At 73.5% G+C, this 24,400-nt stretch carries 15 protein-coding genes, 2 tRNA genes and 6 pseudogenes; 16 read left to right on the top strand and 7 right to left on the bottom strand.

The genetic code is table 11. The features are described 5' to 3' along the window. Positions 1 to 5: 5 nt before the first annotated feature. Positions 6 to 881, bottom strand: a complete 876-nt coding sequence (locus BJF80_RS00425) for an L-threonylcarbamoyladenylate synthase (RefSeq protein WP_075810792.1) — start codon at positions 879 to 881, stop codon at positions 6 to 8. A 93-nt stretch (positions 882 to 974) separates the two neighbouring features. Here BJF80_RS00425 and BJF80_RS18645 point away from each other — a divergent pair, with 93 nt between their 5' ends. Beyond that, complete coding sequence (locus BJF80_RS18645) at positions 975 to 1,115, top strand: hypothetical protein (protein ID WP_158068448.1); 141 nt, start codon at positions 975 to 977, stop codon at positions 1,113 to 1,115. Between the two features lie 103 nt (positions 1,116 to 1,218). Here BJF80_RS18645 and prmC read toward each other — a convergent pair whose 3' ends face one another. The 6 genes from prmC to argS form a co-directional block, all read right to left on the bottom strand. Continuing rightward, complete coding sequence (gene prmC, locus BJF80_RS00420; RefSeq protein WP_075810791.1) at positions 1,219 to 2,076, bottom strand: peptide chain release factor N(5)-glutamine methyltransferase; 858 nt, start codon at positions 2,074 to 2,076, stop codon at positions 1,219 to 1,221. After that, entirely contained in the window at positions 2,073 to 3,152 is a 1,080-nt protein-coding gene (gene prfA, locus BJF80_RS00415) for a peptide chain release factor 1 (protein WP_075810790.1), read from the bottom strand. Before prfA ends, prmC begins: the two co-directional genes overlap by 4 nt. 90 nt (positions 3,153 to 3,242) lie before the next feature. After that, positions 3,243 to 3,458, bottom strand: coding sequence for a 50S ribosomal protein L31 (gene rpmE / locus BJF80_RS00410; RefSeq protein ID WP_075810789.1), 216 nt, complete (start codon positions 3,456 to 3,458; stop codon positions 3,243 to 3,245). A gap of 109 nt (positions 3,459 to 3,567) precedes the next feature. Next, complete coding sequence (gene rho / locus BJF80_RS00405) at positions 3,568 to 5,544, bottom strand: transcription termination factor Rho (protein ID WP_075810788.1); 1,977 nt, start codon at positions 5,542 to 5,544, stop codon at positions 3,568 to 3,570. A 249-nt stretch (positions 5,545 to 5,793) separates the two neighbouring features. Next, positions 5,794 to 6,696, bottom strand: coding sequence for a homoserine dehydrogenase family protein (locus BJF80_RS00400; protein ID WP_269087358.1), 903 nt, complete (start codon positions 6,694 to 6,696; stop codon positions 5,794 to 5,796). 173 nt (positions 6,697 to 6,869) lie between these two features. Beyond that, a complete protein-coding gene (argS, locus tag BJF80_RS00395) occupies positions 6,870 to 8,543 on the bottom strand; it encodes an arginine--tRNA ligase (protein WP_075810786.1) in 1,674 nt (557 codons plus the stop codon). Positions 8,544 to 8,627: 84 nt separating this feature from the next. On the opposite strand from argS, the gene BJF80_RS00390 reads away from it, so the two are divergent. The 15 genes and pseudogenes from BJF80_RS00390 to BJF80_RS00330 all read left to right on the top strand — a co-directional run bounded on the left by BJF80_RS00390 (position 8,628) and on the right by BJF80_RS00330 (position 24,386). Then, positions 8,628 to 8,699: transfer RNA gene (locus BJF80_RS00390), tRNA-Arg, on the top strand. A 42-nt stretch (positions 8,700 to 8,741) separates the two neighbouring features. Next, positions 8,742 to 8,835: transfer RNA gene (locus BJF80_RS18640), tRNA-Sec, on the top strand. A gap of 57 nt (positions 8,836 to 8,892) precedes the next feature. After that, entirely contained in the window at positions 8,893 to 9,591 is a 699-nt protein-coding gene (locus BJF80_RS00385) for a class I SAM-dependent methyltransferase (protein WP_158068447.1), read from the top strand. Beyond that, the gene (locus BJF80_RS00380; RefSeq protein ID WP_075810784.1) at positions 9,567 to 10,961 is read left to right on the top strand and encodes an FAD-binding oxidoreductase; all 1,395 of its coding nucleotides are present in this window, start codon (positions 9,567 to 9,569) and stop codon (positions 10,959 to 10,961) included. The genes BJF80_RS00385 and BJF80_RS00380 overlap by 25 nt, the downstream gene beginning before the upstream one ends. Then, positions 10,925 to 12,305: pseudogene (gene selA, locus BJF80_RS00375) on the top strand (L-seryl-tRNA(Sec) selenium transferase). Before BJF80_RS00380 ends, selA begins: the two are co-directional and overlap by 37 nt. Beyond that, positions 12,302 to 14,053: pseudogene (locus BJF80_RS17380) on the top strand (SelB domain-containing protein); the annotation flags it as partial. The pseudogenes selA and BJF80_RS17380, both read left to right, overlap by 4 nt. A 130-nt stretch (positions 14,054 to 14,183) precedes the next feature. Further along, positions 14,184 to 15,213: pseudogene (selD, locus tag BJF80_RS00360) on the top strand (selenide, water dikinase SelD). A gap of 43 nt (positions 15,214 to 15,256) precedes the next feature. Further along, positions 15,257 to 16,680 (top strand): annotated as a pseudogene (locus BJF80_RS00355) (aldehyde dehydrogenase family protein). Positions 16,681 to 16,741: 61 nt separating this feature from the next. Continuing rightward, positions 16,742 to 17,320: pseudogene (locus BJF80_RS21735) on the top strand (ATP-binding cassette domain-containing protein); the annotation flags it as partial. A 178-nt stretch (positions 17,321 to 17,498) separates the two neighbouring features. Continuing rightward, positions 17,499 to 17,741, top strand: coding sequence for a DUF8746 domain-containing protein (locus BJF80_RS21730; RefSeq protein ID WP_527251110.1), 243 nt, complete (start codon positions 17,499 to 17,501; stop codon positions 17,739 to 17,741). Continuing rightward, positions 17,741 to 18,577 carry an ABC transporter permease subunit gene (locus BJF80_RS21725; RefSeq protein WP_083673359.1) on the top strand — a complete coding sequence of 279 codons (837 nt, stop codon included), beginning with the start codon at positions 17,741 to 17,743 and terminating at the stop codon, positions 18,575 to 18,577. Before BJF80_RS21730 ends, BJF80_RS21725 begins: the two co-directional genes overlap by 1 nt. Before the next feature lie 191 nt (positions 18,578 to 18,768). Continuing rightward, a pseudogene (locus BJF80_RS00340) lies at positions 18,769 to 22,664 on the top strand (multifunctional oxoglutarate decarboxylase/oxoglutarate dehydrogenase thiamine pyrophosphate-binding subunit/dihydrolipoyllysine-residue succinyltransferase subunit). After that, on the top strand, positions 22,661 to 23,548 hold the full coding sequence (locus tag BJF80_RS00335; protein ID WP_237767355.1) for a GNAT family N-acetyltransferase: 888 nt from the start codon (positions 22,661 to 22,663) through the stop codon (positions 23,546 to 23,548). Before BJF80_RS00340 ends, BJF80_RS00335 begins: the two are co-directional and overlap by 4 nt. Beyond that, positions 23,521 to 23,712, top strand: coding sequence for an N-acetyltransferase (locus tag BJF80_RS19495; RefSeq protein ID WP_237767354.1), 192 nt, complete (start codon positions 23,521 to 23,523; stop codon positions 23,710 to 23,712). Before BJF80_RS00335 ends, BJF80_RS19495 begins: the two co-directional genes overlap by 28 nt. Continuing rightward, positions 23,709 to 24,386, top strand: coding sequence for a GDSL-type esterase/lipase family protein (locus BJF80_RS00330; protein ID WP_075810782.1), 678 nt, complete (start codon positions 23,709 to 23,711; stop codon positions 24,384 to 24,386). The genes BJF80_RS19495 and BJF80_RS00330 overlap by 4 nt, the downstream gene beginning before the upstream one ends. The last annotated feature ends 14 nt before the right edge of the window (positions 24,387 to 24,400 follow it).

Here is a 24,400-nt window from a genome sequence, read left to right as displayed (position 1 = left end):
GGGCCTCACTCTAGGGGGTGGCCGGTAGACCCCGGGGACGAGGACGCCGCGGAGGAGGGCGCCGGGATGGTGCGCACCGCGTCCCGCACCGCCACGACACCGCTGGGCGTGATCGAGCCGACCAGCGCGGCCTGGTCCTCGCTCGCTCCCCCGGCGGCAGCGTCGGGCGCTGCCTGCGACGGGTCCCCGCCGGCCTGCGCGCGGCCTGCGGCCTCCGGTGAGTCGTGCAGGACGGTGGTGCCGAGCACGGCCCGGAGGTCCTCGGCACCCAGCGCTCCCCGCCGCAGCACCACCGGCTCCTCACCGGTGCAGTCCACGATCGTCGACGGTTCACCGCCGGTCCGCGGCCCACCGTCGAGGTAGGCCGCGACCGCGCCCCCGAGCTGGTCCAGCGCCTCCTGCGCGGTCGTGGCGGCTGGCCGGCCGGTGACGTTCGCGCTCGTGACCGCGAGCGGCCCGACCTCCGCCAGCAGCGTCAGGGCGATCTCGTCGTCCGGCATGCGCAGGGCGACGGTGCCGTTGGTCTCGCCCAGGTCCCACTGCAGCGACGGCTGGGCGCGCAGCACGAGGGTGAGCGGGCCGGGCCAGAACTGCCGCATGAGGATGCGGGCATACATCGGCAGGTCGGTCGCCAGGCCGTCCACCGTGCGCGGGTTCGGCACCAGCACGGGTGGGGGCATCTCCCGCCCGCGGTGCTTGGCCGCCAGGACCATGGCCACCGCGACGACATCGAAGGCATCCGCCCCGACGCCGTAGACCGTGTCGGTCGGCAGGACCACGACCTTGCCCTCGCGGACCACCTCGGCAGCACGCGAGAGGGAAGCCTCACGCTGCTCCGCGGTGCAGTCGAGCAGGCGGTCCTGCAGCGGCGTGGCGGACATGGGGCCTCCGGGATCGGGCAGGGACGTGGAGCCGAACCATCTTCCCACGACCGGGCCGGGGCGCTTCGACTTGCAGGGGTCAGCAGGCGGCAGTTGGCTGGAGCATTCCCGACGCGGGCGGCCACCCGGCGCCCGCCCGATTTGAAGGACGTGGACCGTATGCGTGGAAGCAACCTCATCTGGACCATCGTGGGCATCCTGCTCATCATCGCCCTGCTGATCTTCATCTTCTGATCGTCAGTTTCTGACCTTCAGCTTCTGACCCACCGGAATTCGACCCTGAATCTCGCCGCGATGGCGACGGAGCCCAAGGTCGACTTCGTGCAGGGACCGTGCCTCAGCGGGCGGGACGCGTTGCCCTCACCACCCGGGGACGCCCGGTGAGGTCCTCGTGGTCGAGCACCGACTCCCAGCCCGCCCCCGTGAGCAGCTCGACCACGGCGTCACCCTGGACGTCGGCGTGCTCCATGAGGAGGGCGCCGGACGGACGCAGCAGGTCCCAGGCACGGGCCGCCACCTGCGCCGGGACCTCGAGCCCGTCGGCCCCACCGCCGTAGAGCGCCAGCCCCGGGTCGTGCTCGCGCACCTCGACGTCGACCGGCACGGCGTCCGGCGGGATGTAGGGCGGGTTACTCACCACGACGTCGACCCGGCCCAGCAGGTCGGCGAAGGCCTCCTGCGCCTCCCCCAGCCGCAGGTCGACGTCGGCACCGAGCGCGGCGACGTTGGCGCGGGCATAACGGTATGCCTCGGGAGCCAGCTCCACGGCGCCCACCCGGGCGTCCGGTCGGGCCACGGCGATCGCGAGTGCGACCGCCCCGCTGCCGGTGCACAGGTCGACGACGACCGGCTCCCGCAGCGGTGGCAGGTGCCGCAGCGCGAGGTCGACCAGCGTCTCGGTCTCGGGACGCGGGACGAAGACCCCCGGCCCCACGCCCAGGTCCAGCCCGTGGAAGTGCGCGGTGCCGGTGAGGTGCTGGAGCGGCTCCCGCTCCGCGCGTCGGACCACCAGCTCGAGGAAGCGGGCGTGCGCCTGCGCCCCGACGCTCTCGCGCAGCACCCGGCCACGCCGGACCTGGGAGACGTCCTGCCCGAGCGCGTGCGCGAGCAGCAGCTCGGCGTCGACCCCCGGGCTCGGCACCCCCGCGCCGGCCAGCCGCCGGGTGGCGGCGCGGACCAGCTCGTCGACGGTCACCGCCGGCCGACGGCGTCCAGCCGCGCCGCCTCGTCCGCGTCCACGGCGGACTGCACCACCGGGTCGAGGTCGCCGTCGAGCACCTGGTCCAGGTTGTAGGCCTTGAAGCCGGTGCGGTGGTCGGCGATCCGGTTCTCGCCGAAGTTGTAGGTGCGGATGCGCTCGCTGCGGTCCACGGTCCGCACCTGGCTGCGCCGGGCCTGGCTGGCCGCCGCCTCGGCCTCCTCCACCGCGACCTGGTGCAGGCGCGCGCGGAGCACGCGCAGGGCCGACTCCTTGTTCTGCAGCTGGCTCTTCTCGTTCTGGCAGGAGACGACGAGGCCGGTCGGCAGGTGCGTGATCCGGACGGCCGAGTCGGTGGTGTTGACCGACTGCCCGCCGGGTCCGGAGGAGCGGAAGACGTCGATCTTGAGGTCGTGCGGGTCGAGGTCGACCTCGGCCGGGTCCTCGATCTCGGGCATGACGAGCACCCCGGCCGCCGAGGTGTGCACCCGACCCTGGCTCTCGGTGACCGGCACCCGCTGCACCCGGTGGACGCCGCCCTCGTACTTCAGCCGGGCCCACGGCGCGTCTCCCGGCTGCGGCGTGCCCGGCGCCGCCACCGACACTCGGGCCTCCTTGTAGCCACCGAGGTCCGAGGGGGTGGCGTCGAGCATCTCGGTCCGCCAGCCCCGCCGCTCGGCGTAACGCAGGTACATGCGCATGAGGTCCGCGGCGAAGAGTGCGGACTCCTCGCCGCCCTCCCCGGCCTTGACCTCAAGGATCACGTCGCGGTCGTCGTCCGGGTCGCGCGGCACGAGCTGGCGCCGCAGGTGCTCCGCCGCGTCGCCGGCCGCCTGCTCCAGGTCGGGCAGCTCGGCCGCGAAGGCCGGGTCCTCCTGCGCCAGCTCGCGCGCAGCCTCGAGGTCACCGGTCGCCGCCTCCCAGGACCGGTATGCCGCGACGACCGGCCCGAGGGCGGCATACCTCTTGTTCAGCCGCCGCAGCGCCGAGGGGTCTCCGTGCACCGCGGGGTCGGCGAGCTGCCGCTCGATGTCCGCGTGCTCCTCGAGCAGCGGTCGGGCGGAGTCGAACACCGTGTCCTCCTGGGTGACGTCGGTCCAGATCGCCGGGAACGGCGAACGCCGGCCCCGCGAGCATCTCGCGGGACCGGCGCTGCACGGGTCCTAGCTGGCGGCCTTCTTGCCGTAGCGCTCCTGGAAGCGGGCCACGCGGCCGCCGGTGTCCAGGATCTTCTGCTTGCCCGTGTAGAACGGGTGGCAGTTGGAGCAGACGTCGGCGTTGATGCGGCCGGACGTGGCGGTGCTCCGGGTGGTGAACGACGCGCCGCAGGTGCAGGTGACCTGGGTCTCGACGTACTCCGGGTGGATGTCCTTCTGCATGTCTCTCCTCGGGATGGCGTGTGTCCCCGGGTCGCCCGCGCGGCTGCGCGGACGTGAACCGGTGGGCCAGCGGATCAGTCTACGTGATCTGGACGGTCCGGCGGACCGCTCAGTCCTCGTCGTCCAGCCGGACCGAGCTGGTCTGCTGGACCTGGGTGAGGAACTCGTAGTTGTGCTTCGTCTTCTTCAACCGGTCGATGAGCAGTTCGATTCCCTGCTGCTGGTCGAGCGCCGCCAGGACCCGGCGCAGCTTCCACATGATCTTGAGCTCCTCCGAGCTCATGAGGATCTCCTCGCGCCGCGTGCCGGAGGCGTTGATGTCGACCGCCGGGAAGATCCGGCGGTTGGCCAGCTGGCGGTCGAGCTTGAGCTCCATGTTGCCGGTGCCCTTGAACTCCTCGAAGATCACCTCGTCCATCTTGGAGCCGGTCTCCACGAGCGCGGTCGCCAGGATGGTCAGCGAGCCGCCGTTCTCGATGTTGCGCGCGGCGCCGAAGAACTTCTTCGGCGGGTAGAGCGCGGCGGAGTCGACACCTCCGGACAGGATGCGGCCCGAGGCCGGGGCCGCCAGGTTGTAAGCCCGGCCCAGGCGGGTGATGGAGTCCAGGAGCACCACCACGTCGCCCCCCATCTCGACCAGGCGCTTGGCCCGCTCGATCGCCAGCTCGGCGACCGTCGTGTGGTCGCTGGCCGGGCGGTCGAAGGTCGAGGAGATGACCTCGCCCTTGACCGCACGCTGCATGTCCGTGACCTCCTCCGGGCGCTCGTCCACGAGGACGACCATGAGGTGGACCTCGGGGTTGTTCGTGGTGATCGCGTTGGCGATGGCCTGCAGGATCAGGGTCTTGCCCGCCTTGGCCGGCGCCACCAGCAGTCCGCGCTGGCCCTTGCCGATGGGGGCGACCAGGTCGATGATACGGGTGGTGAGGTTCTTCTGCTCGGTCTCGAGCCGCAGCCGCTGCTGCGGGTAGAGCGGGGTGAGGCTGGAGAACTCCGGCCGGCGGCGCGCCTGCTCCGCCTCCTGGCCGTTGATGCTGTCCAGCCGCACGAGCGCGCTGAACTTGCCCTTGTCCCGCTTGTTGCCGGTCGAGGACACGGTGTGCTGCCCGGCGTCGCTGCCCTCCTGCGGTGCCTTGATCGCTCCGGTGACCGCGTCACCCTTGCGCAGACCGTGGCGCTTGACCATGCCCATCGGCACGTAGATGTCGGTCGGGCCGGGCAGGTAGCCGGTGGTGCGGATGAAGGCGTAGCTGTCGAGCAGGTCGACGACACCGCCGACGGGGACGAGCACGTCCTCCTCGGTGTAGCTCTCGGCCTCCTGCTGGCCTCCGCCGCCACCACCCTGCTGACCGCCGCGCCCCCGCTTGCGGTCGCGGTTGCGGTTGCGGTTGCGACGGCGCCCGCGGCGGCCGCCCTCGTCGTCGTCCCAGCCGTCACGGTCGTTCTCGCCCTGGGCCCGCTGGCCCTGGCTGTCGCCGTGCTGCCCCTGGTCGCGGCGGGACTGCCCGCCCTGGTCGCCCTGGCGGGACTGCTGGCCGCCGTCGCCCTGGCGGTCGCGCTGCCCCTGCTGCCGGTCGCGCTGCTCGCCCTGGCGGTCTGCCGACCCGCCGGCGCGGTCGTCACGGCGCTGGTCCCCGCGCTCCTCGGCCTGCGTGGCGCCAACCTGGTCCTGGGCCTGCTCCTGCCCGCGCTCCTGCGCCGAGCGCGGCGCACCCGAGGAGGACCCGCCCCGGCGGCTGCGGCGGGTGCGGGACCCGCCGCCCGCGGCGCCGGTCTCCTCCCGCTCGGCCTGGGCGCGGTCGAGCGCGGCCTCCAGACCCGTGGCGCCGCCGTCCTGCACGGCCGGCCGCTCCTGCGACGGACGGGTGTCGTCGGCGGACCGGTCCTGGCCGGCCTCCGGACGCGCCGCACCGTTGCTGGAGGCAGCGCCCCCACGCCGCTCCCGGATGGCGGACACGAGGTCGGCCTTGCGCATCTTGGGGTTCACGGTGATGCCCATGCCGGACGCGAGCTGCTGCAGCTCGGCCAGGCGCAGGGTGCTCAGCGCGCCCGTGCGGGTCGCGCCGGCGTCGGTGATCTCAGTCACGTGGGATTCCTTCCCCCTCGGCCTGTGCCGTGTCGGGGTCTGAGGTGTCGTGGTGCGCGTGGACGGCACCACGGTCGGTCTCGCACGGGATTGGACCGGAGTGCGGCCTACGGATCAGGACACGTCACTGATGGTCGCAAGGCCCGTGCGTGTGAGGTGCCTCGGAGCCGGCCAGAACCGGTCGGCGTGTGTCACGAGACGCCCTCAAGATAACACGCACGGCGCGCCGATCCATACCGGACCGACCGGTCACGAGCCCGCGACCGCGAGGCCGGCCCGCACGATGTCCGCGAGCACGGCGGAGGCGGTCTCGTCCCCGCCGGCTCCGGCCCCGACGAGCCGCACCGGTCCGGCCAGGGCGGCGTCCAGCTCGACGACGTTGGTGCCGCCGCGGGCCTGGGCGAGCGGGTCGGCGGCCGGGAGCACCTCGGGGCGCACCGTGGTGCGCACCCGGCCCCCCGGGACCCGCTCGGCGGTCGCGACCAGCTTGAGCACCCCGCCCTGCTCGGCGGCCGCGGCGAAGTCGGCGTCGGTCAGCCCCGAGATCCCGGTGACGTCGACCTCGTCCAGCGGCGCGGGCACACCCCAGGCGGTCCGGGCGAGGATGGCGATCTTGGCCGCGGCGTCGAGTCCCTCCAGGTCCTCGGTGGGGTCGGCCTCGAGGTAGCCCAGCTCACCGGCCTGGCGCACGGCGTCGGCGAAGGGGACCCCCTCCCGGGCGACGAGGTCGAGGACGTAGTTGGTCGAGCCGTTGACGATGCCCCGGATGCGGGTGATCTCGTCCCCGGCCAGGGCCTCACGCACCACCGACATCACCGGCACCGCGGCCATGACCGCCGCCTCGAGGTGCAGCCCGCCGCCGTGCTGCTGCGCCAGCGCGTGCAGCTCCACGCCCTCACGCGCGATGAGCTGCTTGTTGGCCGTGACCACCTGGACGCCGCGGCGCAGCGCGCCACCGATCAGCTCACCGGCGGGCTTCAGGCCACCCATCACCTCGACGACCACGTCGGCGCGCTCGGCCAGGGTGCCGGGGTCGTCGGTCAGCAGCGCGGAGGGTATGCCCTCCCGCTCCCGCCGGGTGTCGCGCACCGCAACGCCCCGCAGCTCCACCGGGCGGCCCAGGCGGGCGGCATACCGGTCGGGGTGCTGCAGCAGGCGCGGGCGACGGCCGCGCCGACGGTCCCGCCGCCGAGCAGGGCGACGCGCAGCGGCAAGGACCCTGACGAGGTCGCGGAGGTCGAGGTGGACGAGGACACGTGGGTGCTCCAGGGGTCGGGGACGGGTCGGTCACGGTGCGTGCGAGCGCAGCCGGGCAGCGCCCCGGCTCACATCCGCTCGGGCGCGGTGACGCCGAGAAGCGTGAGCCCGTTGGCGAGGACCTGCCGGGTGGCGTCGTTCAGCCACAGGCGGGTGCGGTGCAGGTCGGTGATCTCCTCGTCGGCGCTCATCGGCCGGACGCGGCACTCGTCGTACCACTTGTGGAAGTGGCCCGCGAGGTCCTCGAGGTAGCGCGCCACCCGGTGCGGCTCGCGCAGCTGGGCCGCCTGCGCCACGACCCGGGGGAAGTCCCCGAGCGCTGCAAGGAGGACCGACTCGGTCGGGTGGTCCAGCAGCGCCGGGTCGAAGCCGTCCTCGCGACGCACCCCGTCCTCGCCGGCGAGCCGGGCGACGTTGCAGGTACGGGCGTGGGCGTACTGCACGTAGAAGACGGGGTTGTCATTGGTCCGGCGGGCCAGCAGGTCCAGGTCGATGTCGATGCTGGTGTCCGACGAGCTCCGGGTCAGCGCGTAGCGCGCGGCGTCCACGCCGACCGCCCCGACGAGGTCCTCGAGGACGACGACGGTGCCCGCACGCTTGGACATCCGGACGGGCCGCCCGTCCTTGACGAGGTTGACCAGCTGGCCGATGAGGATCTCGAGGTTGACCCCCGGCTCGTCGCCGAAGGCCGCACACATCGCCATCATCCGCTGGACGTAGCCGTGGTGGTCGGCGCCGAGCATGATGATGGCGCGGTCGCAGCCGCGTTCCCGCTTGTCGAGGTAGTAGGCGAGATCCCCGGAGATGTAGGCGGGTCGTCCGTCGCTCCTGATGACGACCCGGTCCCTGTCGTCACCGTGCGCGGTCGTGCGCAACCACAGGGCGCCGTCCTGCTCGAACATCTCCCCCTGCTGCTGCAGCCGCTGGACGGCCCGCTCGACCGCCCCGGACTCGTGCAGCGAGTTCTCGTGGAAGAAGACGTCGAAGTTCACCCCGAAGTGCTCCAGCGAGGCCTTGATCTCGTCGAACATCAGCGCGACGCCGGCCTGCCGGAAGGTCTCCTGGGCCTGCGCCTCGTCCTGCTCGAGCACCTCAGGGTGCTGCCGGACGACCTCGGCGGCGATGTCGTCGATGTAGGCACCGGCGTAGCCGTCCTCGGGGGCCTGCTCCTTCCGGGCCGCGGCGAGGAGAGACCGGGCGAAACGGTCGATCTGCGCGCCGTGGTCGTTGAAGTAGTACTCCCGCGTCACCTCCGCGCCGCTGGCCTCCAGCACCCGGCCGAGCGCGTCCCCGACCGCGGCCCACCGGGTGCCTCCGAGGTGGATCGGCCCGGTCGGGTTGGCGGACACGAACTCCAGGTTGATGCGCTCCCCCGCGAAGGTCTCTCCCCGTCCGTAGGCCTCACCCGCCTCGACGATGCCTCGGGCCAGCTCACCCGCGCTCGCGGCGTCCAGCGTGATGTTGAGGAAGCCCGGCCCGGCGACGTCGACCGCCGCGACCCCGTCGACGCGCTGCAGCCGCCCGGCGACGATCTCGGCGAGCCGGCGCGGGGGCATACCCGCGCGCTTGGCCAGCTGCATCGCGACGTTGCTCGCCCAGTCCCCGTGCTCGCGGCTGCGCGGCCGCTCCACGCGCAGCTCCCCGACGGCCGGCAGGTCGGCCTCGGCGAGGGCCAGGTCGCCGGTGCCGACGGCCTCGGTCAGCACGGCATGGATCGCTGCAGCGAGCTGTTCAGGGGTCACCCGCACCAGTCTAGGGGCGCGGTATGCCGGGCCTGAACCGGGATTTCGGCCACCCCACGGGCGCTGCTAGAGTGGTCGGCTGTTGCCCCCGTAGCTCAGGGGATAGAGCACCGCCCTCCGGAGGCGGGTGCGCAGGTTCGAATCCTGCCGGGGGCGCTCCCCTCCTCACCGAGGGTGCGCAGGCAACAGGTCTGCGAGGGAGGTGTCAGGGTTCCTGGTGGGCCCCCCGGGTTTCAACCCCGCGGAACGGCGACTCGTCGTCGTTGGCAGGTTCGATTCCTGTCCGCCTCCGCTCCTCCCGCCTTGCTAGGCTGCCCCGCGACATCGACGCCGCGAGGGGGTGGTGGCCGTGCAGCAGGGTCGCACCAGCAGCACCGCCCTCCTCGTGGCGCTCAGCACCGTCTTCCTCTCCCGCCGACCGCGCGAGCGCGACCTGCTCCCCGCCGTCGCCGAGGGGGCCGAGCAGCTCCTCGTCCTCGGCGTCGGGCTGGACACGCTCGCCACCCGGGTCGCCAGCGACCTCCCCCACGTCCGGTGCGTCGAGGTGGACCACCCGGCCACCCAGGCGGTCAAGCGGCGGGCGCTGGGCAAGGGCATACCGGCGAACCTCCGGCTGCTCCCGGTCGACCTGTCCACCCGCTCGCTGCGGGACGTCGACGAGCTCGACCGGGTGCTGCGCACCGTCGTCGTGCTCGAGGGCGTGAGCATGTATCTCACCGAGGAGGCGGTGCGGGACGTCCTGGGCGCCTGCGCGCAGCTCCCGACCGGTTCGCAGGTGCTCTGGACCTTCGTGCACCCGGACGACGCCGGTCGGCTGCGCTTCCACCGCGCCGGTGGGTGGGTCGACACCTGGCTGGACCGCCAGCACGAGCCCTTCACCTGGGGACTGCCCGTCGACGCGGTCCCCGGATTCGCCGCCCCGCTCGGGCTGGAGGTCGAGGAGATCCTCGACGGCGCCGACCTGCGCACGCGCTACCTCGACCCGCTCGGGCTCGAGGGGGACCTCGCGGAAGGAGAAGCCGTATGCCGGTGCCGGACCAGCCCGTGACCCTCAACGACTTGCACTCCCGGCTCAACGCCACCCGGGTGCGCACCCTGCTGGAGCCGACCTCGACCGCCGAGGTGGTCGACGCCGTGCGCGCGGCCCGGGACCGGGGCCTGCCGGTCTCGGTGTGCGGCGGGCGGCACGCCATGGGCGGCCAGCAGTTCGGCGCCGACGCCGTGCAGCTCGACCTTTCCCGGCTCACCGGGGTGCGCTCCTTCGACCCGGAGCGTCGCCTGCTGACGGTCGGGGCGGGGATCCAGTGGCCCGCGCTGGTGGCCGAGCTGGAGCGCCGGTCGGCGGGGCTCGACACACCCCTGACCTTCCGGCAGAAACAGACCGGCGCCGACCGGCTGAGCCTCGGTGGGGCGCTGTCGGCCAACGTGCACGGTCGCGGCCTGCGCTTCCGCCCCTTCGTCGACGACGTCGAGTCCTTCGTCCTCGTGGACGCCGACGGCGAGGTGCGGCACTGCTCGCGGGAGGAGGACTACGACCTGTTCGCGCTGGCCATCGGCGGCTACGGCCTCTTCGGGGTGATCACCGAGGTGACGCTGCGGCTCGTGCGGCGCCAGCACCTGCGCCGGGACGTCGAGGTCGTCGACCTGCAGGAGATCGAGACCTCCTTCGAGGAGCGCCTCGGTCGCGGCTACACCTACGGCGACTTCCAGTTCATGACCGACCCGGCCGCCCCGGGCTTCCTGGACCGCGGGGTGCTCGCGGCGTATGCCCCCGTGCCCGACGACGTCCCGCTCACCGCGGACCCTCGCGAGCTCACGGCGCAGCGGTGGCAGCAGCTGCTGACCCTCGCGCACACCGACAAGGCCCGGGCCTTCGACCTCTACTCCGAGCACTACCTGGGCACCGACGGGCAGGTCTACCGCTCCGACCGGCAGCAGCTCGGGGTCTACGTCGACGGCTACCACGACTCGCTCGACGGCCCGCCGGCCAGCGAGATGATCACCGAGGTCTACGTGCCACGCACCGAGCTGAGCTCCTTCATGCGGGCCTGCCGCGAGGACTTCCGGGCGCACGAGGTCGAGTGCATCTACGGCACCGTGCGGCTCATCGAGCTCGACGAGGAGAGCTTCCTGCCGTGGGCGCAGGGGCTGCGCGCCTGCATCATCGTCAACCTGCACGTCCAGCACGACGAGGCGGGGATCACCAAGGCCGCCGACGACTTCCGCCGCATCATCGACCGGGCGCTGGAGCGCGGCGGGTCGTTCTACCTCACCTACCACCGCTGGGCGACCCGGGAGCAGCTGCTCGCCGCCCACCCGCGGCTGCCCGCCTTCCTGAAGAAGAAGCACGAGCACGACCCGGGCGACGTCTTCACCAGCGAGTGGTATCGCCACCTGCGGCGGACGCTGGCGGGGTGAGGCGGGTGGTCGACCCGCGCCGCGGCATACCCTCCACCGACGCGGTGCTGCGCGACCCCGCCGTCTCCCCGCACGTGGCCGAGGTGGGACGTGACAGGGCGGTGCCGCTCGTCGCCGACGTGCAGCGACGTGCCCGTGCCGGTGACCTCGACCCGGGCGCGGTCGTACGGACCGTCGCGGCGCAGCTGGCGGCGCTCGACCCGGGCCCGGGGACGCGGCCGGTCCTCAACGCCACCGGTGTCGTCGTGCACACCAACCTCGGTCGTGCACCGCTGAGCGAGGCGGCCCGGGCGGCCCTCGTCGACGCGGCGGGCTACACCGACGTCGAGCTCGACCTCACCACCGCGCCGCGGGCGGCGAGGGGCAGGGACTCTCGAGGCGCTGCTCGCCGCGGTGCCCGAGGCGCAGGACGCGCTCGTCGTGGGCAACGGCGCGGCCGCGCTGCTGCTGGCCACCACCGCGCTCGCCGCCGGTCGCGAGGTGGTCGTGAGCCGGGGCGAGATGATCGAGATCGGCGACGGCTTCCGGCTGCCCGACCTCGTCGAGTCCGGCGGGGCACGGCTGCGCGAGGTCGGCACCACCAACCGCACCCACCTGCGCGACTACGAGCAGGCCCTGGACCGGACCGGCGCGGACGTCGGCGCGCTGCTCAAGGTGCACCCCAGCAACTTCCGGGTGGAGGGCTTCGTGAGCAGCGTCCCCGTGGCCGACCTGGCCGGGCTCGCCGACGCCCGGCAGCGGCCGCTGGTCGTGGACCTCGGCAGCGGCCTGCTCGAGCCGGACGTCGACCTGCCCGAGGAGCCGGATGCCCGCACCACGCTGCGCGCCGGGGCCGGGCTGGTCACCGCGAGCGCCGACAAGCTCCTCGGCGGCCCGCAGGCCGGGGTCGTCCTGGGCCGGGCCGACCTGGTGGCCCGGCTGCGCCGCCACCCGATGGCGCGCGCGCTGCGTGTCGACAAGCTCACCCTCGCCGCGCTCGCCGCGACGGTGCGCGAGCGTGCCACCACGCCGGTGACGCTGGCCCGCCGGGCCCGGGACGGGCAGCTGCGCGAGCGTGCCGAGCGTCTCGCCGCCGCGCTGCGCGACCACGGGATCACCGCCGAGGTGGTCCCGCACGACGGGCGCGTGGGCGGTGGTGGCGCGCCAGGCATACCGTTGGCCGGCTGGGCGGTCGCCGTGCCCGAGCCGCTGGCGGCCCCGCTGCGGGCCGGGCGCCCGGTGGTGCTCCCGCGGGTGCACGACGGGGTCTGCCTGCTCGACCCGCGGTGCGTGCCGACCGAGCAGGACGACGTGCTCGTGCGGGCCGTGGTCGCCGCCGCCCGCGCGGCGCAGCCCGGGCGATGACCGTCGTCGCCACCGCGGGTCATGTCGACCACGGCAAGTCAACCCTGGTCCGCGCGCTGACCGGCATGGAGCCGGACCGCTGGGAGGCGGAGCGCCGCCGCGGCCTCACCCTCGACCTGGGGTATGCCTGGACCGCGCTCCCCCGCTCCGGCGCCCTGGCCTTCGTCGACGTGCCCGGTCACCGCCGCTTCATCGGCAACATGCTCAGCGGTCTGGGGCCGGTGGCCGCGGTCCTGCTCGTCGTCGCCGCCGACGGCGGCTGGAGCGCGCAGTCGGAGGAGCACCTGCGTGCCGCGCACGCGCTGCGGCTGCGGCACGGGGTGCTCGCGGTGACCCGTGCGGATCTCGCCGACCCGACCGTCGCGCTGGGGCAGGCGCGGGAGCGGCTCGTGGGGACGAGCCTCGCGGGCATCCCGGCGACCTCCGTGTCGGCCCGCACCGGCGCCGGTCTGGTCGAGCTGCGCGAGCTGCTGGACTCCTGCGCGGCGGGGATGCCCGCTCCGCCCGCCGACGCGCCGGTCCGGTTCTGGATCGACCGTGCCTTCACCGTCCGCGGCGCCGGCACCGTCGTCACGGGGACCCTGCCCGCGGGGACGGTCGCGGCGCAGGACCGGTTGCTGCTGACCCCGCCCGACGGGTCGCGGCCCCGCGAGGTGGTGGTGCGCGGGGTCCAGACCCTGGGTGAGGACGTCGGGCGCGTGGAGGGCGCGGCGCGGGTCGCGCTCAACCTGCGCGGGGTGGACCTGTCCGACGTCGGTCGGGGACAGTCGCTGCTGGGCGCGAAGCGGCCGTGGTGGCGCACGGACACCAGCGACGTGCTGCTCGACGACGGCGTCGATGCCCTGCCCGCCCAGGTGACGGTGCACGCCGGGACGGTCTCCGTGCCCGGCAGGCTGCGCACCCTCGACGGGCACCACGCCCGGCTGCACACCGAGCTCCCGCTGCCGCTCGTGCTGGGCGACCGCCTCATCCTGCGGGACCCGGGCCGCGAGGGGGCGATCGTCGGGGCGGAGGTGCTCGACCCGGTGGCCCCGCCGCTGCGGCGCAGCGGCGCCGCCCGGCGGCGGGCGGCGGCTCTGCGCGGATCTCCGGGCGCGGACACGTCGGGCGGAGCGTCACGGGGTGCGGACCGCGCGCCGACGCGGGGGACGGACGCCGTGGCGACGAGCGCAGTCACCGGCGTGGAGCTGGGCGGCCGCCGCGTCGCTGCGGCGACCGCCGACCTGTGGGTGGGGGCGCTGACCACGCTGGTGGCTGACCGGGCGGCCGCGGACCCGCTCGACCCCTGGCTGCCGCTCGGCACCACCTTGGCGACCCTGCGCCGCCAGGTCGGGGTGCCCGACCGGCTCGTGCTGGAGGCGGTCGCGGCACGCGCGAGCCTGGTGGTCCGCGACGACCGCGTAGGGCCCTCGCCCGGCAGCAGCCCCGGACCCACGACGACCTCGGGGGCGCTCCCGGGCGACCCGCCGGGCCTGGCCGCGCTCCTGGGGCGGCTCGCCGACGACCCGTTGGACGCCCCCACCCGGCCCGAGATCGAGGTCCTGGGCGTGGGACGGCGGGAGATCGCGACCGCGAGCGCGCGCGGTGCGCTGCTCCGGCTGCCGGGCGAGGTGCTGCTCGGCCCGGACGCCCCGGCCCGGGCCCTGAGGGCGCTCGCCGACCTGCCGCAGCCATGGACGACGAGCGCGGCGCGCGAAGCCCTTGGTGTCAGCCGGCGGGTGACGATCGCGCTGCTCGAGCACCTGGACGCGCGCGGCATACCCGACGCGACCCGGAGGGCACCCGCACGCTGCTCACCTGATCCGCTGCGCAGGGTGGACGTGGCGATCTGGGCGCCGCGCCCCAGAAGGCCCCGTCCACGTCTCCTAGAGTCCCGGTATGCCCGAGCGCACGACCGCAGAACCCTCGACCGCCCCGCGACTCACCGCGCTGGCCGCCGGCGGCGGCTGCGCCTGCAAGATCCCGGCCGCGCCTGGAACGGCTCGTCGACGGGCTGAAGACCCCGGACGGTGACGTCGCCGACCGGCTGCTCGTCGGGCTGGAGCACGGCGACGACGCGGCCGCCGTGCGGCTGGACGGCGGGACCGCCGTGCTGTCGACCGCCGACTTCTTCACCCCCGTCGTCGACGACCCCACCGACTGGGGCCGGATTGCGGCCGCCAACGCGCTCTCCGACGTCTACGCCATGGGCGGCACCCCGGTGCTGGCGATCAACCTGCTCGGCTGGCCCTCGGACCTCGACGACGACCTCGCCCGCGAGGTGCTCCGCGGCGGCGCCGAGGTCGCCGCCCTCGCGGGCTGCCCGCTCGCCGGCGGTCACTCCATCACCGCCCCCGAGCCGCTCTACGGACTCGCCGTGACCGGGACCGCCCGCGCCGACGCGCTGATCCGCAACGACGCCGCGGACCCCGGCCTGCCCGTCACGCTCACCAAGCCGCTCGGCACCGGCATCCTCAGCAACCGCCACGGCCGGACCGGCGAGGTCTTCCCCGAGGCGGTGGCGACCATGACGGCCCTCAACCGGGAGGCCTCGGCCGCCGCCGTCGGCGCGGGGGTGCGCGCCGGCACGGACGTCACCGGGTTCGGGCTGCTGGGGCACCTGTGGAAGTTGTGCCGCGCCTCCGGCGTCGCGGCCGAGATCGACGTCACCGCCGTGCCCACGATCCCCGGCGCGCGGAAGAGCCTGACGGCGGGCTACCTGCCCGGCGGGAGCCGGCGCAACCTGGACTGGGTGCGGCCCCACCTCGAGACCGGCGCCGGCGTCGACGAGGACGACCTTCTCCTCCTCGCCGACGCCCAGACCAGCGGCGGCCTGCTGCTCGTCGGCGAGGTGCCGGACGGCGTCGGCACCCTGATCGGCCGGACCGTGCCGGCCGCGGGGGGAGGCCCGACCCTGCACCTGCGGTGAGCCCGCTCGAGCCCACCCCGGTCCGGGCCATACCGTGACCGGTATGCCCACCGCGCTCCCCCTCGTCGACGGCACCGAGCTCCCGGTCGCGCAGACCTACGACAACATCGACCCCGCCGACGGCTCGGTCCTGGGGCAGGTCGCGCGGTCCGGTCCGGACGAGGTCGACCGGGCGGTGCGGGCCGCGGCGCGGGCCCAGCCGGCGTGGGCGGCGACCTCCCCCGAGCACCGCGCCGACGCTCTGACCCGCTGGGCCGCGCTGGTCGACCGCGACCGGGAGCAGCTGGCCCGCACCGAGTCCGAGGACACCGGCAAGCCGCTGTCCCAGGCCCGCGCCGACGCGACGGTGGCGGCGCGCTACCTGCGCTACTACGGCCGGGTCGTCGAGGCCTTCTACGGCGACGCGATCCCCCTGGGGCCGGAGCTGCACGCCTACACCCGGCGCGAGCCCTACGGCGTCGTGGGTAGCGTCGTCGCCTGGAACTACCCGCTGCAGCTGGCCTCCCGCTCCATGGCGCTGCCGCCGCGACCGGCAACGCCGTCGTCCTCAAGCCCGCGGACGAGACGCCCCGGACCGCCCTCGCGCTCGCCGCGCTCGCGACGGAGGCCGGCGTGCCGGACGGTGTGGTGGGCGTCGTGCCGGGGCTGGGCGCGGAGGCCGGGGCCGCCCTCACCGCCCACCCGCAGGTGGCCCACCTGGGCTTCGTCGGCTCCACGGAGACCGGCCGCGCGGTCGCCCGGGCCGCCGCCGAGCGGGTGGTGCCGGCCGTGCTCGAGCTAGGCGGCAAGTCCGCCCACGTCGTCTTCGCCGACGCCGACCTCGAGGCCGCGGCCGCGGCCATCACCCGCAGCATCCTGCAGAACGCCGGACAGACCTGCTCGGCCGGCTCCCGGCTCGTCGTGCACTCCTCGGTCCGGCGCGACCTCGTCGACGCCGTCGCCGAGCGCTTCCGCGCCACCACGCTGGGCCGCGGGCTGGACGACCCGGACCTCGGCCCGCTCGTCTCGCTGCGGCAGCAGGAGCGGGTCCGCGGCTACGTCGAGGGCGCCCGCAGCGGCGAGCTGGTCGTCGGGGGCTCGGCTCCCACCGACCGCGGCGCGGACGGCGCCTTCTGGCTCCCCACGCTCATCGACGGCGTGGACCCCCGGGAGCCCATCGCCCAGGAGGAGGTCTTCGGGCCGGTGCTGGTCACCACGCCCTTCGAGGACGAGGCGCAGGCGCTGGCGCTCGCGAACGGCACGGCATACGGGCTCATCGCGGCGCTGTGGACCCGCGACCTGTCCCGGGCGCACCGCCTCGCGGGAGCGCTGGAGGCCGGCCAGGTCTTCGTCAACACCTTCGGCGCCGGAGGCGGGGTGGAGCTGCCCTTCGGCGGGGTCAAGGCCTCGGGCTACGGCCGGGAGAAGGGGATCGAGGCGCTCGCCGGCTTCACCCGGACCAAGACCGTCGCGGTCCGGATCGACTGAGGGCCCGACCGGTTCCGACTCAGGGAGGACGCGGGCCCGCCCGATCTCCGACCGGGGTCTGATGCCCGACCTCCCCGCGCGCTGGTTGACTGGACGCATGACGACACCAGATGCGCAGCAGACGCCGGGGACGGGGATCAGCGTCCGGGGACTGACCAAACGCTTCGGCAGCTTCACCGCCGTGGACGACCTGACCTTCGAGGTGGCCCCCGGGCGGGTGACCGGCTTCCTCGGACCCAACGGCGCCGGCAAGACGACGACCCTGCGGATGCTGCTCGGGCTGATCTCCCCCACGGCGGGTGAGTCGCTCATCGGCGGGCGGCGGTATGCCGACCTGCCGCGGCCGATGACCACGGTCGGGGCGGCCCTGGAGGCGACCGGGTTCCACCCCGGGCGCACCGGGCGCAACCACCTCCGGGTCCTCGCCGCCACGCACGGCATACCGGACTCCCGGGTCGACGAGCTGCTTGGCCTGGTCGGCATCCCGGCGGCCGCCCGCAAGAAGGCCGGTGGCTACTCGATGGGGATGCGCCAGCGGCTCGGTCTCGCGGCGGCGCTCCTCGGCGATCCGGACGTGCTGCTGCTCGACGAGCCGGCCAACGGCCTGGACCCCGAGGGTATCCGGTGGATGCGCGGCTTCATGCGCCACCTGGCCGCGGAGCAGGGCAAGACCGTGCTCGTCAGCTCCCACCTCCTCGGGGAGGTCGAGCAGACCGTCGAGGACGTCGTCATCATCGCCAACGGCCGGCTGGTGCGCCGCGGCACCATGGACGAGCTGCACGGCGAGCCGGCCGTGCTGGCGCGCACCGCCGATCCGGGTGCTGGGCCACGCCCTGGAGCAGGCCGGGCTGCAGGTCGAGGTCGCGCCCGACCAGGGCGAGGGCGCGCTGCGGGTCCACACCGGCGACCTGGCCGCCGTGGGCGACGTCGCGCTGGCGGCGGGGCAGCCGGTGCACGAGCTCAGACCGCTCCGGACCGACCTCGAGCGGCTCTTCCTGGAGCTGACCGAGTCGCCCGAGCACCGCAACCGCAACCGCTCGACCGGGACGGAGGCCGCCTGATGATGACGCTCGTGCGCGCCGAGCTGCGCAAGACCAGCACCACCCGCATCTCCTGGACCATGCCGGTGGCGATGTTCCTCGTCGGTGGTCTCTTCGCCGCGCTGCAGGGCTTCGCCCTCGTGAGCTTCGGCGAGATCCCGGGGCCGGACGGGCAGACGATCGCCCCGGTCGAGGCCTTCGGTGAGACCGCGATCGCCCGGCTGGTCTACACCGGCGGCTTCCAGTTCGGCTACCTGCTGGCCCTCGTCCTCGGCATCCTGTCGATGAGCGGGGAGTTCCGGCACCAGACGATCACCGGCACGCTGCTGAGCACCCCGCGGCGGGGCCGGCTCATCCTGGGCAAGCTGCTCGCCCTGGCGGTCGTCGTCACCCTCAACGGGCTGGCCTTCATCGCGGGCAGCCTCGTGGGCGGCGGGCTCATCCTGCTCTCCGGCGACGTCGCCCTCTTCCCCGACGCAGGCGGTCTGGTGCTGACCCTGCTGCGGCTGCTCCTCGTCCTCGTGCTCTGGGGCCTCATCGGGTTCGGGCTCGGCGTGCTCATCACCAACCAGGTCATGGCCCTCTTCGCGGGCATCGCCATCGCCCTGCTCGTCGAGCCGCTGCTGAGCTTCCTCATCCAGTTCCTCGACCCCGTGGCCGAGGCCGCGCGCTACTTCCCGAGCCAGGCCACGACGGCTGCCCTCGACCTCTTCGCCGGCGTGGACGCCGAGGCCGCCGCGGTCTTCGGCGGCGGTGACCTGCTCACGTGGTGGGTGGGTGCGCTGGTGCTGCTGGGCTACGCCCTGGTCATGACGGTGATCGGGTGGGTCGTCACCACCCGTCGCGACGTCGCCTGACGCGCCCGCGCCGCCCTCGGACCACCTCCTGCGTTTCCGTGACGCAGGAGATAGGCTGAGGGCGGCGCGTGCGCTTGTCGGCGCGCGTGCGGCAGTCCCCGGACGTGAGATGAGGCGCAGACCCCGTGGCCAACCCGCAGAGCAGCGACACCACCGTCGACTTCGGAGCCAACGAGTGGCTCGTCGAGGACATGCGGGAGCAGTTCGACGAGGATCCCGGGTCGGTCGACCCGGCCTGGCGTCGCTACTTCGAGAACGGCTCCTCCGGCAGCAACGGGTCGGGGGCCGGCGCCGGGTCGAAGGACTCGTCGTCCTCGGCGCAGCCGAGCCGCCGGTCCGCCGACAGCAACGGCGGGGCCTCGACCCGCACCGCGCCCGCCAGCGGACCCAAGGTCGCGCCGGCACCGCCGCGGGAGAAGGGGTCGTCCACCTCCGGCGGCAGGTCCACGAAGTCCGGCAAGGATGAGGACAGCAGCAAGGGCAAGGGCAGCACCGACGGCGAGGCGAGCTCCCAGGACATGAGCAAGCCCACGCCCAAGGACGACGACAAGGCGAGCACCCCGGACACCAAGACCGACGGGGGGAAGAGCGGCGGCAGCAGCAGCGGCAAGGACAAGAGCGGCGGTGGCGGCAATAATGAGGACAAGGGCGCCAAGGCGCCGATGTCCCGCGAGGCCCCTGCCCCGAAGAAGAGCGGCCCGCAGGAGGACGTCACGCTCGTCCCGCTGCGTGGGGCGGCGGCGCGGGTGGTGTCCAACATGGACAGCTCGCTGGAGGTCCCGACCGCGACCAGCGCACGCAACCTGCCCGCCAAGCTGCTCATCGACAACCGCACCGTCATCAACAACCATCTCGCGCGCAGCGTGGTGGCAAGGTCAGCTTCACCCACCTCATCGGCTACGCCATGGTCCGGGCGCTGAAGTCGATGCCGGCGATGAACAACGGCTTCTCCGTGGAGAACGGCAAGCCGACCCTCGTCGAGCCCGCGCACGTCAACCTCGGCCTGGCCATCGACGTGCCCAAGTCCGACGGCACCCGCCAGCTGCTCGTGCCGAGCATCAAGAGCGCGGAGGCGATGAGCTTCTACGACTTCTGGAGCGCCTACGAGAACGTCGTGCGCAAGGCGCGCGACGGCAAGCTCACCATCGAGGACTTCCAGGGCACGACGATCAGCCTCACCAACCCCGGCGGCATCGGCACGCTGCACTCCGTGCCCCGGCTCATGAAGGGGCAGGGCGCCATCATCGGCGTCGGGTCGCTGGACTACCCCGCGGAGTGGCAGGGTGCGGCGAGCGAGCGGATCGTCGCCAACGCCGTGAGCAAGATCCTCACCCTCACCTCGACCTACGACCACCGCATCATCCAGGGTGCGCAGTCCGGTGAGTTCCTCAAGATCATGCACCAGCTCCTGCTGGGGCAGGACGGCTTCTACGACGACATCTTCACCTCGTTGCGGATCCCCTACGAGCCGATCCGCTGGAACCTCGACATCGCGGCCACGCACGACGACGACATCTCCAAGCCGAGCCGCATCCAGGAACTCATCCACGCCTACCGGGTCCGCGGCCACCTCATGGCCGACACCGACCCGCTGGAGTACCGCCAGCGCCGTCACCCGGACCTGGCCATCGAGAACCACGGGCTCACGCTCTGGGACCTGGACCGCGAGGTGCCGACCGGCGGCTTCGGCGGCAAGCCGCGGCTCAGCCTGCGGCGCATCCTGGGCATCCTGCGCGACACCTACTGCCGCACCGTCGGCGTGGAGTACATGCACATCCAGGACCCCGACCGGCGCCGGTGGTTCCAGAAGAAGCTCGAGGTCCCGTTCGAGAAGCCGGCTCCGGCCGAGCAGCTGCGGATCCTGCGCCGACTCAACGCGGCGGAGGCCTTCGAGACCTTCCTGCAGACCAAGTTCGTCGGCCAGAAGCGGTTCAGCCTCGAGGGTGGCGAGTCGGTGATCGCGCTGCTCGACAAGGTGCTCAACCGCGCCGCGGACGACGGGCTGACCGAGGTGACGATCGGTATGCCCCACCGCGGCCGCCTCAATGTGCTCGCCAACCTCGCCGGCAAGTCCTACGGCCAGATCTTCCGCGAGTTCGAGGGCAAGCAGTCCCCCGGCTCGGTGCATGGATCCGGTGACGTGAAGTACCACCTCGGCACCGAGGGTGAGTTCACCACCGAGGACGGCAAGACCACCCGGGTCTACCTCGCGGCCAACCCCTCCCACCTGGAGGCGGTCAACCCCGTCCTGGAGGGCATCACCCGGGCCAAGCAGGACCGCCTCAGCCGGGAGACCGGCGCGGACCCCAGCACGGTGATGCCGGTGCTCATGCACGGGGACGCCGCCTTCGCCGGCCAGGGCGTGGTGCTGGAGACGATGCAGATGTCCCAGCTCCCGGCATACCGGACCGGCGGGACCCTGCACGTGGTCATCAACAACCAGGTCGGGTTCACCACGGCACCGCAGCACTCCCGCTCCTCGGTCTACTGCACCGACCTCGCGCGGACCGTGCAGGCCCCGATCTTCCACGTCAACGGGGACGACCCCGAGGCCGTCGTGCGGGTGGCGGAGCTGGCCTACGAGTTCCGCCAGGAGTTCGGCACCGACGTCGTCATCGACCTCGTCTGCTACCGCCGCCGGGGCCACAACGAGGGCGACGACCCCTCGATGACCCAGCCGTTGATGTACGACCTCATCGAGGCCAAGCGCTCGGTCCGCAAGCTCTACACCGAGTCGCTCATCGGTCGCGGCGACATCACGGTCGACGAGGCCGAGGCGGCGCTGCGCGACTACCAGAAGCAGCTCGAGAACGTCTTCACCGAGACCAAGAAAGCGCTCAAGGAGGACGAGGGCGGCGGGGGCCTGGAGCGTCCGCACGCGCAGGACGAGGGCGACCAGGCGGCACCGCAGCGCCCGACCGCGATCGAGAAGAGCACGGTCGAGGCCATCGGCGACGCCTTCGGCAGCCCACCGGAGGGCTTCACGGTCCACCCCAAGCTGGCCAAGCTGCTGACCTCGCGCCAGGAGATGACCCGCGAGGGTGGGATCGACTGGGGCATGGCCGAGCTGCTGGCCTTCGGCTCCCTGGTCCAGGACGGGACGCCGGTCCGGCTCGCCGGGCAGGACAGCCGCCGCGGCACCTTCGTGCAGCGGCACGCCGTCCTCACCGACAACGACACCGCCTCGACCTGGACACCGCTGCACTCCCTCGCGAAGGAACAGGCCACCTTCGAGGTCTACGACTCGCTGCTCTCGGAGTTCGCGGCCATGGGCTTCGAGTACGGCTACTCGGTGGAGAAGACCGACGCGCTGGTGCTGTGGGAGGCGCAGTTCGGCGACTTCGTCAACGGCGCCCAGGTCGTCGTCGACGAGTTCATCAGCGCCTCGGAGCAGAAGTGGGACCAGCGCAGCTCGGTGGTCCTGCTGCTGCCGCACGGCTACGAGGGTCAGGGGCCGGACCACTCCTCGGCCCGGATCGAGCGCTTCCTGCAGCAGTGCGCCGAGGACAACATGAAGGTGGCCTACCCCTCCACCCCGGCGTCCTACTTCCACCTGCTGCGCGCCCACTCGATGGCACGGCCGCGGCGCCCGCTCATCGTCTTCACCCCGAAGGCGATGCTGCGGCTCAAGGCCGCCGCCAGCTCGGTGCAGGACTTCACCGAGGGCACCTTCGAGCCGGTGCTGCCCGACCGCGTGGAGCTGGACAAGAGCAAGGTCGAGCGGGTGCTGCTCGCCTCGAGCAAGCTCGTCTACGACCTCGAGGACGAGCGCACCAAGCGCGAGGACGAGCGGACCGCGATCCTGCGGGTGGAGCAGCTCTACCCGGTGCCCGGCAAGCAGCTCGCCGATCTCACCTCGCAGTACCCCGAGGCAGAGCTGGTGTGGGTGCAGAACGAGCCGAAGAACCAGGGCGCCTGGCCGTTCATGGCGCTCAACCTGCCCGAGGCGCTGCAGCAGCACGGCGAGGACCGCCCGCTGCGCGTCGTCAGCCGCCCGGCCTCGGCCTCCCCGGCCACCGGGTCGGCCAAGGTGCACGCCGTCGAGCAGGCAGCCCTGCACGACGAGGCCTTCTCCGGTCGCGCATGAGCGGGACCGCCACCGGCCCCGTCGCTCTCCCGGACGGCCTGACGGCGTCGACCCCGGGCGAGGAGGATCTCGACGACCTGGTGCGGCTGCTCCGGCGGCACGAGCGCGAGGCCCGCGGCTGGCCGGGCGCGCAGAGCGACACCGTCCGGGCCGAGGTCAGCGGACGCGGGGCGAGCACGCACCGGCACGAGATGGTCCGGGACGCCCAAGGAGATGCCCGCGCGTGGCTGAGCCTGCACGACCGCGCCGCCGGTCGTGTGCTCGTCGGGGTCACCCTCGACCCTGACCTGCCGGACGAGGAGGCCGACCCGCTCGCCGAGTGGGCCTTCGCCCGGGTCGAGGAGCTCGGCCGGGAGCTGCTCGCGGAGCGCGCCATGGACCGCACCCAGCTGGACTCCGGGGCCTTCGCGGACGACGAGCGACAGCAGCGCTGGCTGCGTGCGGCGGGCTACGACCACGTCCGGGACTGGTGGCAGATGACCCGCCCCGTGGACCCGGACGAGGACGCCGGGTCACCGGAGCTGCGCGAGGGGGTCCAGATCCATCGCGTGCGCCAGGACGACGGGGGGGGTATGCCGGACGAGGAGGATCTGCGCGCGGTGCACCTCGTCCTGGAGCAGTCCTTCGCCGACCACTTCAACTCCTACCGCGAGACCTTCGAGGAGTTCGTCGCCCGGCTCCGCGAGGACCCCGGTCACCGGTGGGACCACTGGTGGCTGGCCACGGTGGACGGCGAGCCGGCCGGGGCCGTGGTGGCCTCGATCAGCCGCGGCGGCGTCGGCGAGGACGGCACGGCGAGCCCGGACAGCTCCTACATCGACTACATCGCGTCCACCGTCGCGCGCGAGGCCGTGGTGTGGCCAAGGGGCTGCTGCGCACGGTGATCGCCGACGCGGCCGCGCGCGGTCGTGCCTCGGTCGGCCTGGAGGTCGACGCCGACTCCCCCACGGGTGCCGACGGGCTCTACCGCTCACTGGGCTGGGAGACGAAGTACGTCACCCAGTCGTGGCACCGTGCCCTGACCCACGACGAGGAAGGTGAGCAGTGAGCAGCGCTGAGCGCGAGGGGCGGGTGGAGCTGGAATACACCCCCAGCGCCGACTTCCAGGTCGCGGACGGCCCGCGGGACGTCGGTCTGTGCTTCGTCGGCGACGGTTTCGTGGCCGGCTACGGCGACCCGCGCGCGCTCGGCTGGGTCAACCGTGTCGTGGGCCGCACCGACTTCAGCGGCACCGCGGAGGGGGGGTCGCTCACTAGCTACAACCTCGGGGTGCGCGGGTCGAGCTCGGCGGACGTCATGAACCGCTGGCGCGCGGAGTGCCCGCCCCGCTGGGCCGGACGCTCCGAGCGTCGCCTCGTCATCGGGGTCGGGGCCGAGGACGTCGACCAGGGGGTGACGACGGCTCGCTCCCGCCTCAACCTGGCGAACGTGCTGGACGAGGCCAGCTCGACGGGCATCGCCACCTTCGTCGTCGGCCCGACGCCCACGCTGGACGCCGAGGTCAACGCGAAGCTGCAGGTGCTCGCGGACGCGCTCGCCGACGTCTGCGCCCGCCGCGGCGTGCCCTACGTCGACTGCTTCGCCCCCCTGCTCAGCCACGACCAATGGCAGTCCGACCTCGCCGCCGGCGACACCGTGCACCCCGGCCAGGCGGGCTACGGCCTCATGGCCTGGCTCGTCCTCAACGGCGGCTGGACCCGCTGGCTCCAGCTGGACCGCTGAGCGGCGCCGGACCG

The sequence above is a fragment of the Serinicoccus sp. CUA-874 genome (genome assembly GCF_001942225.1).
In the GTDB taxonomy this organism is placed as follows: Bacteria; Actinomycetota; Actinomycetes; order Actinomycetales; family Dermatophilaceae; genus Ornithinicoccus; species Ornithinicoccus marinus.
Note: the sequence above shows the minus strand (reverse complement) of the source record. Positions and strands in the feature narration are given on the sequence as shown.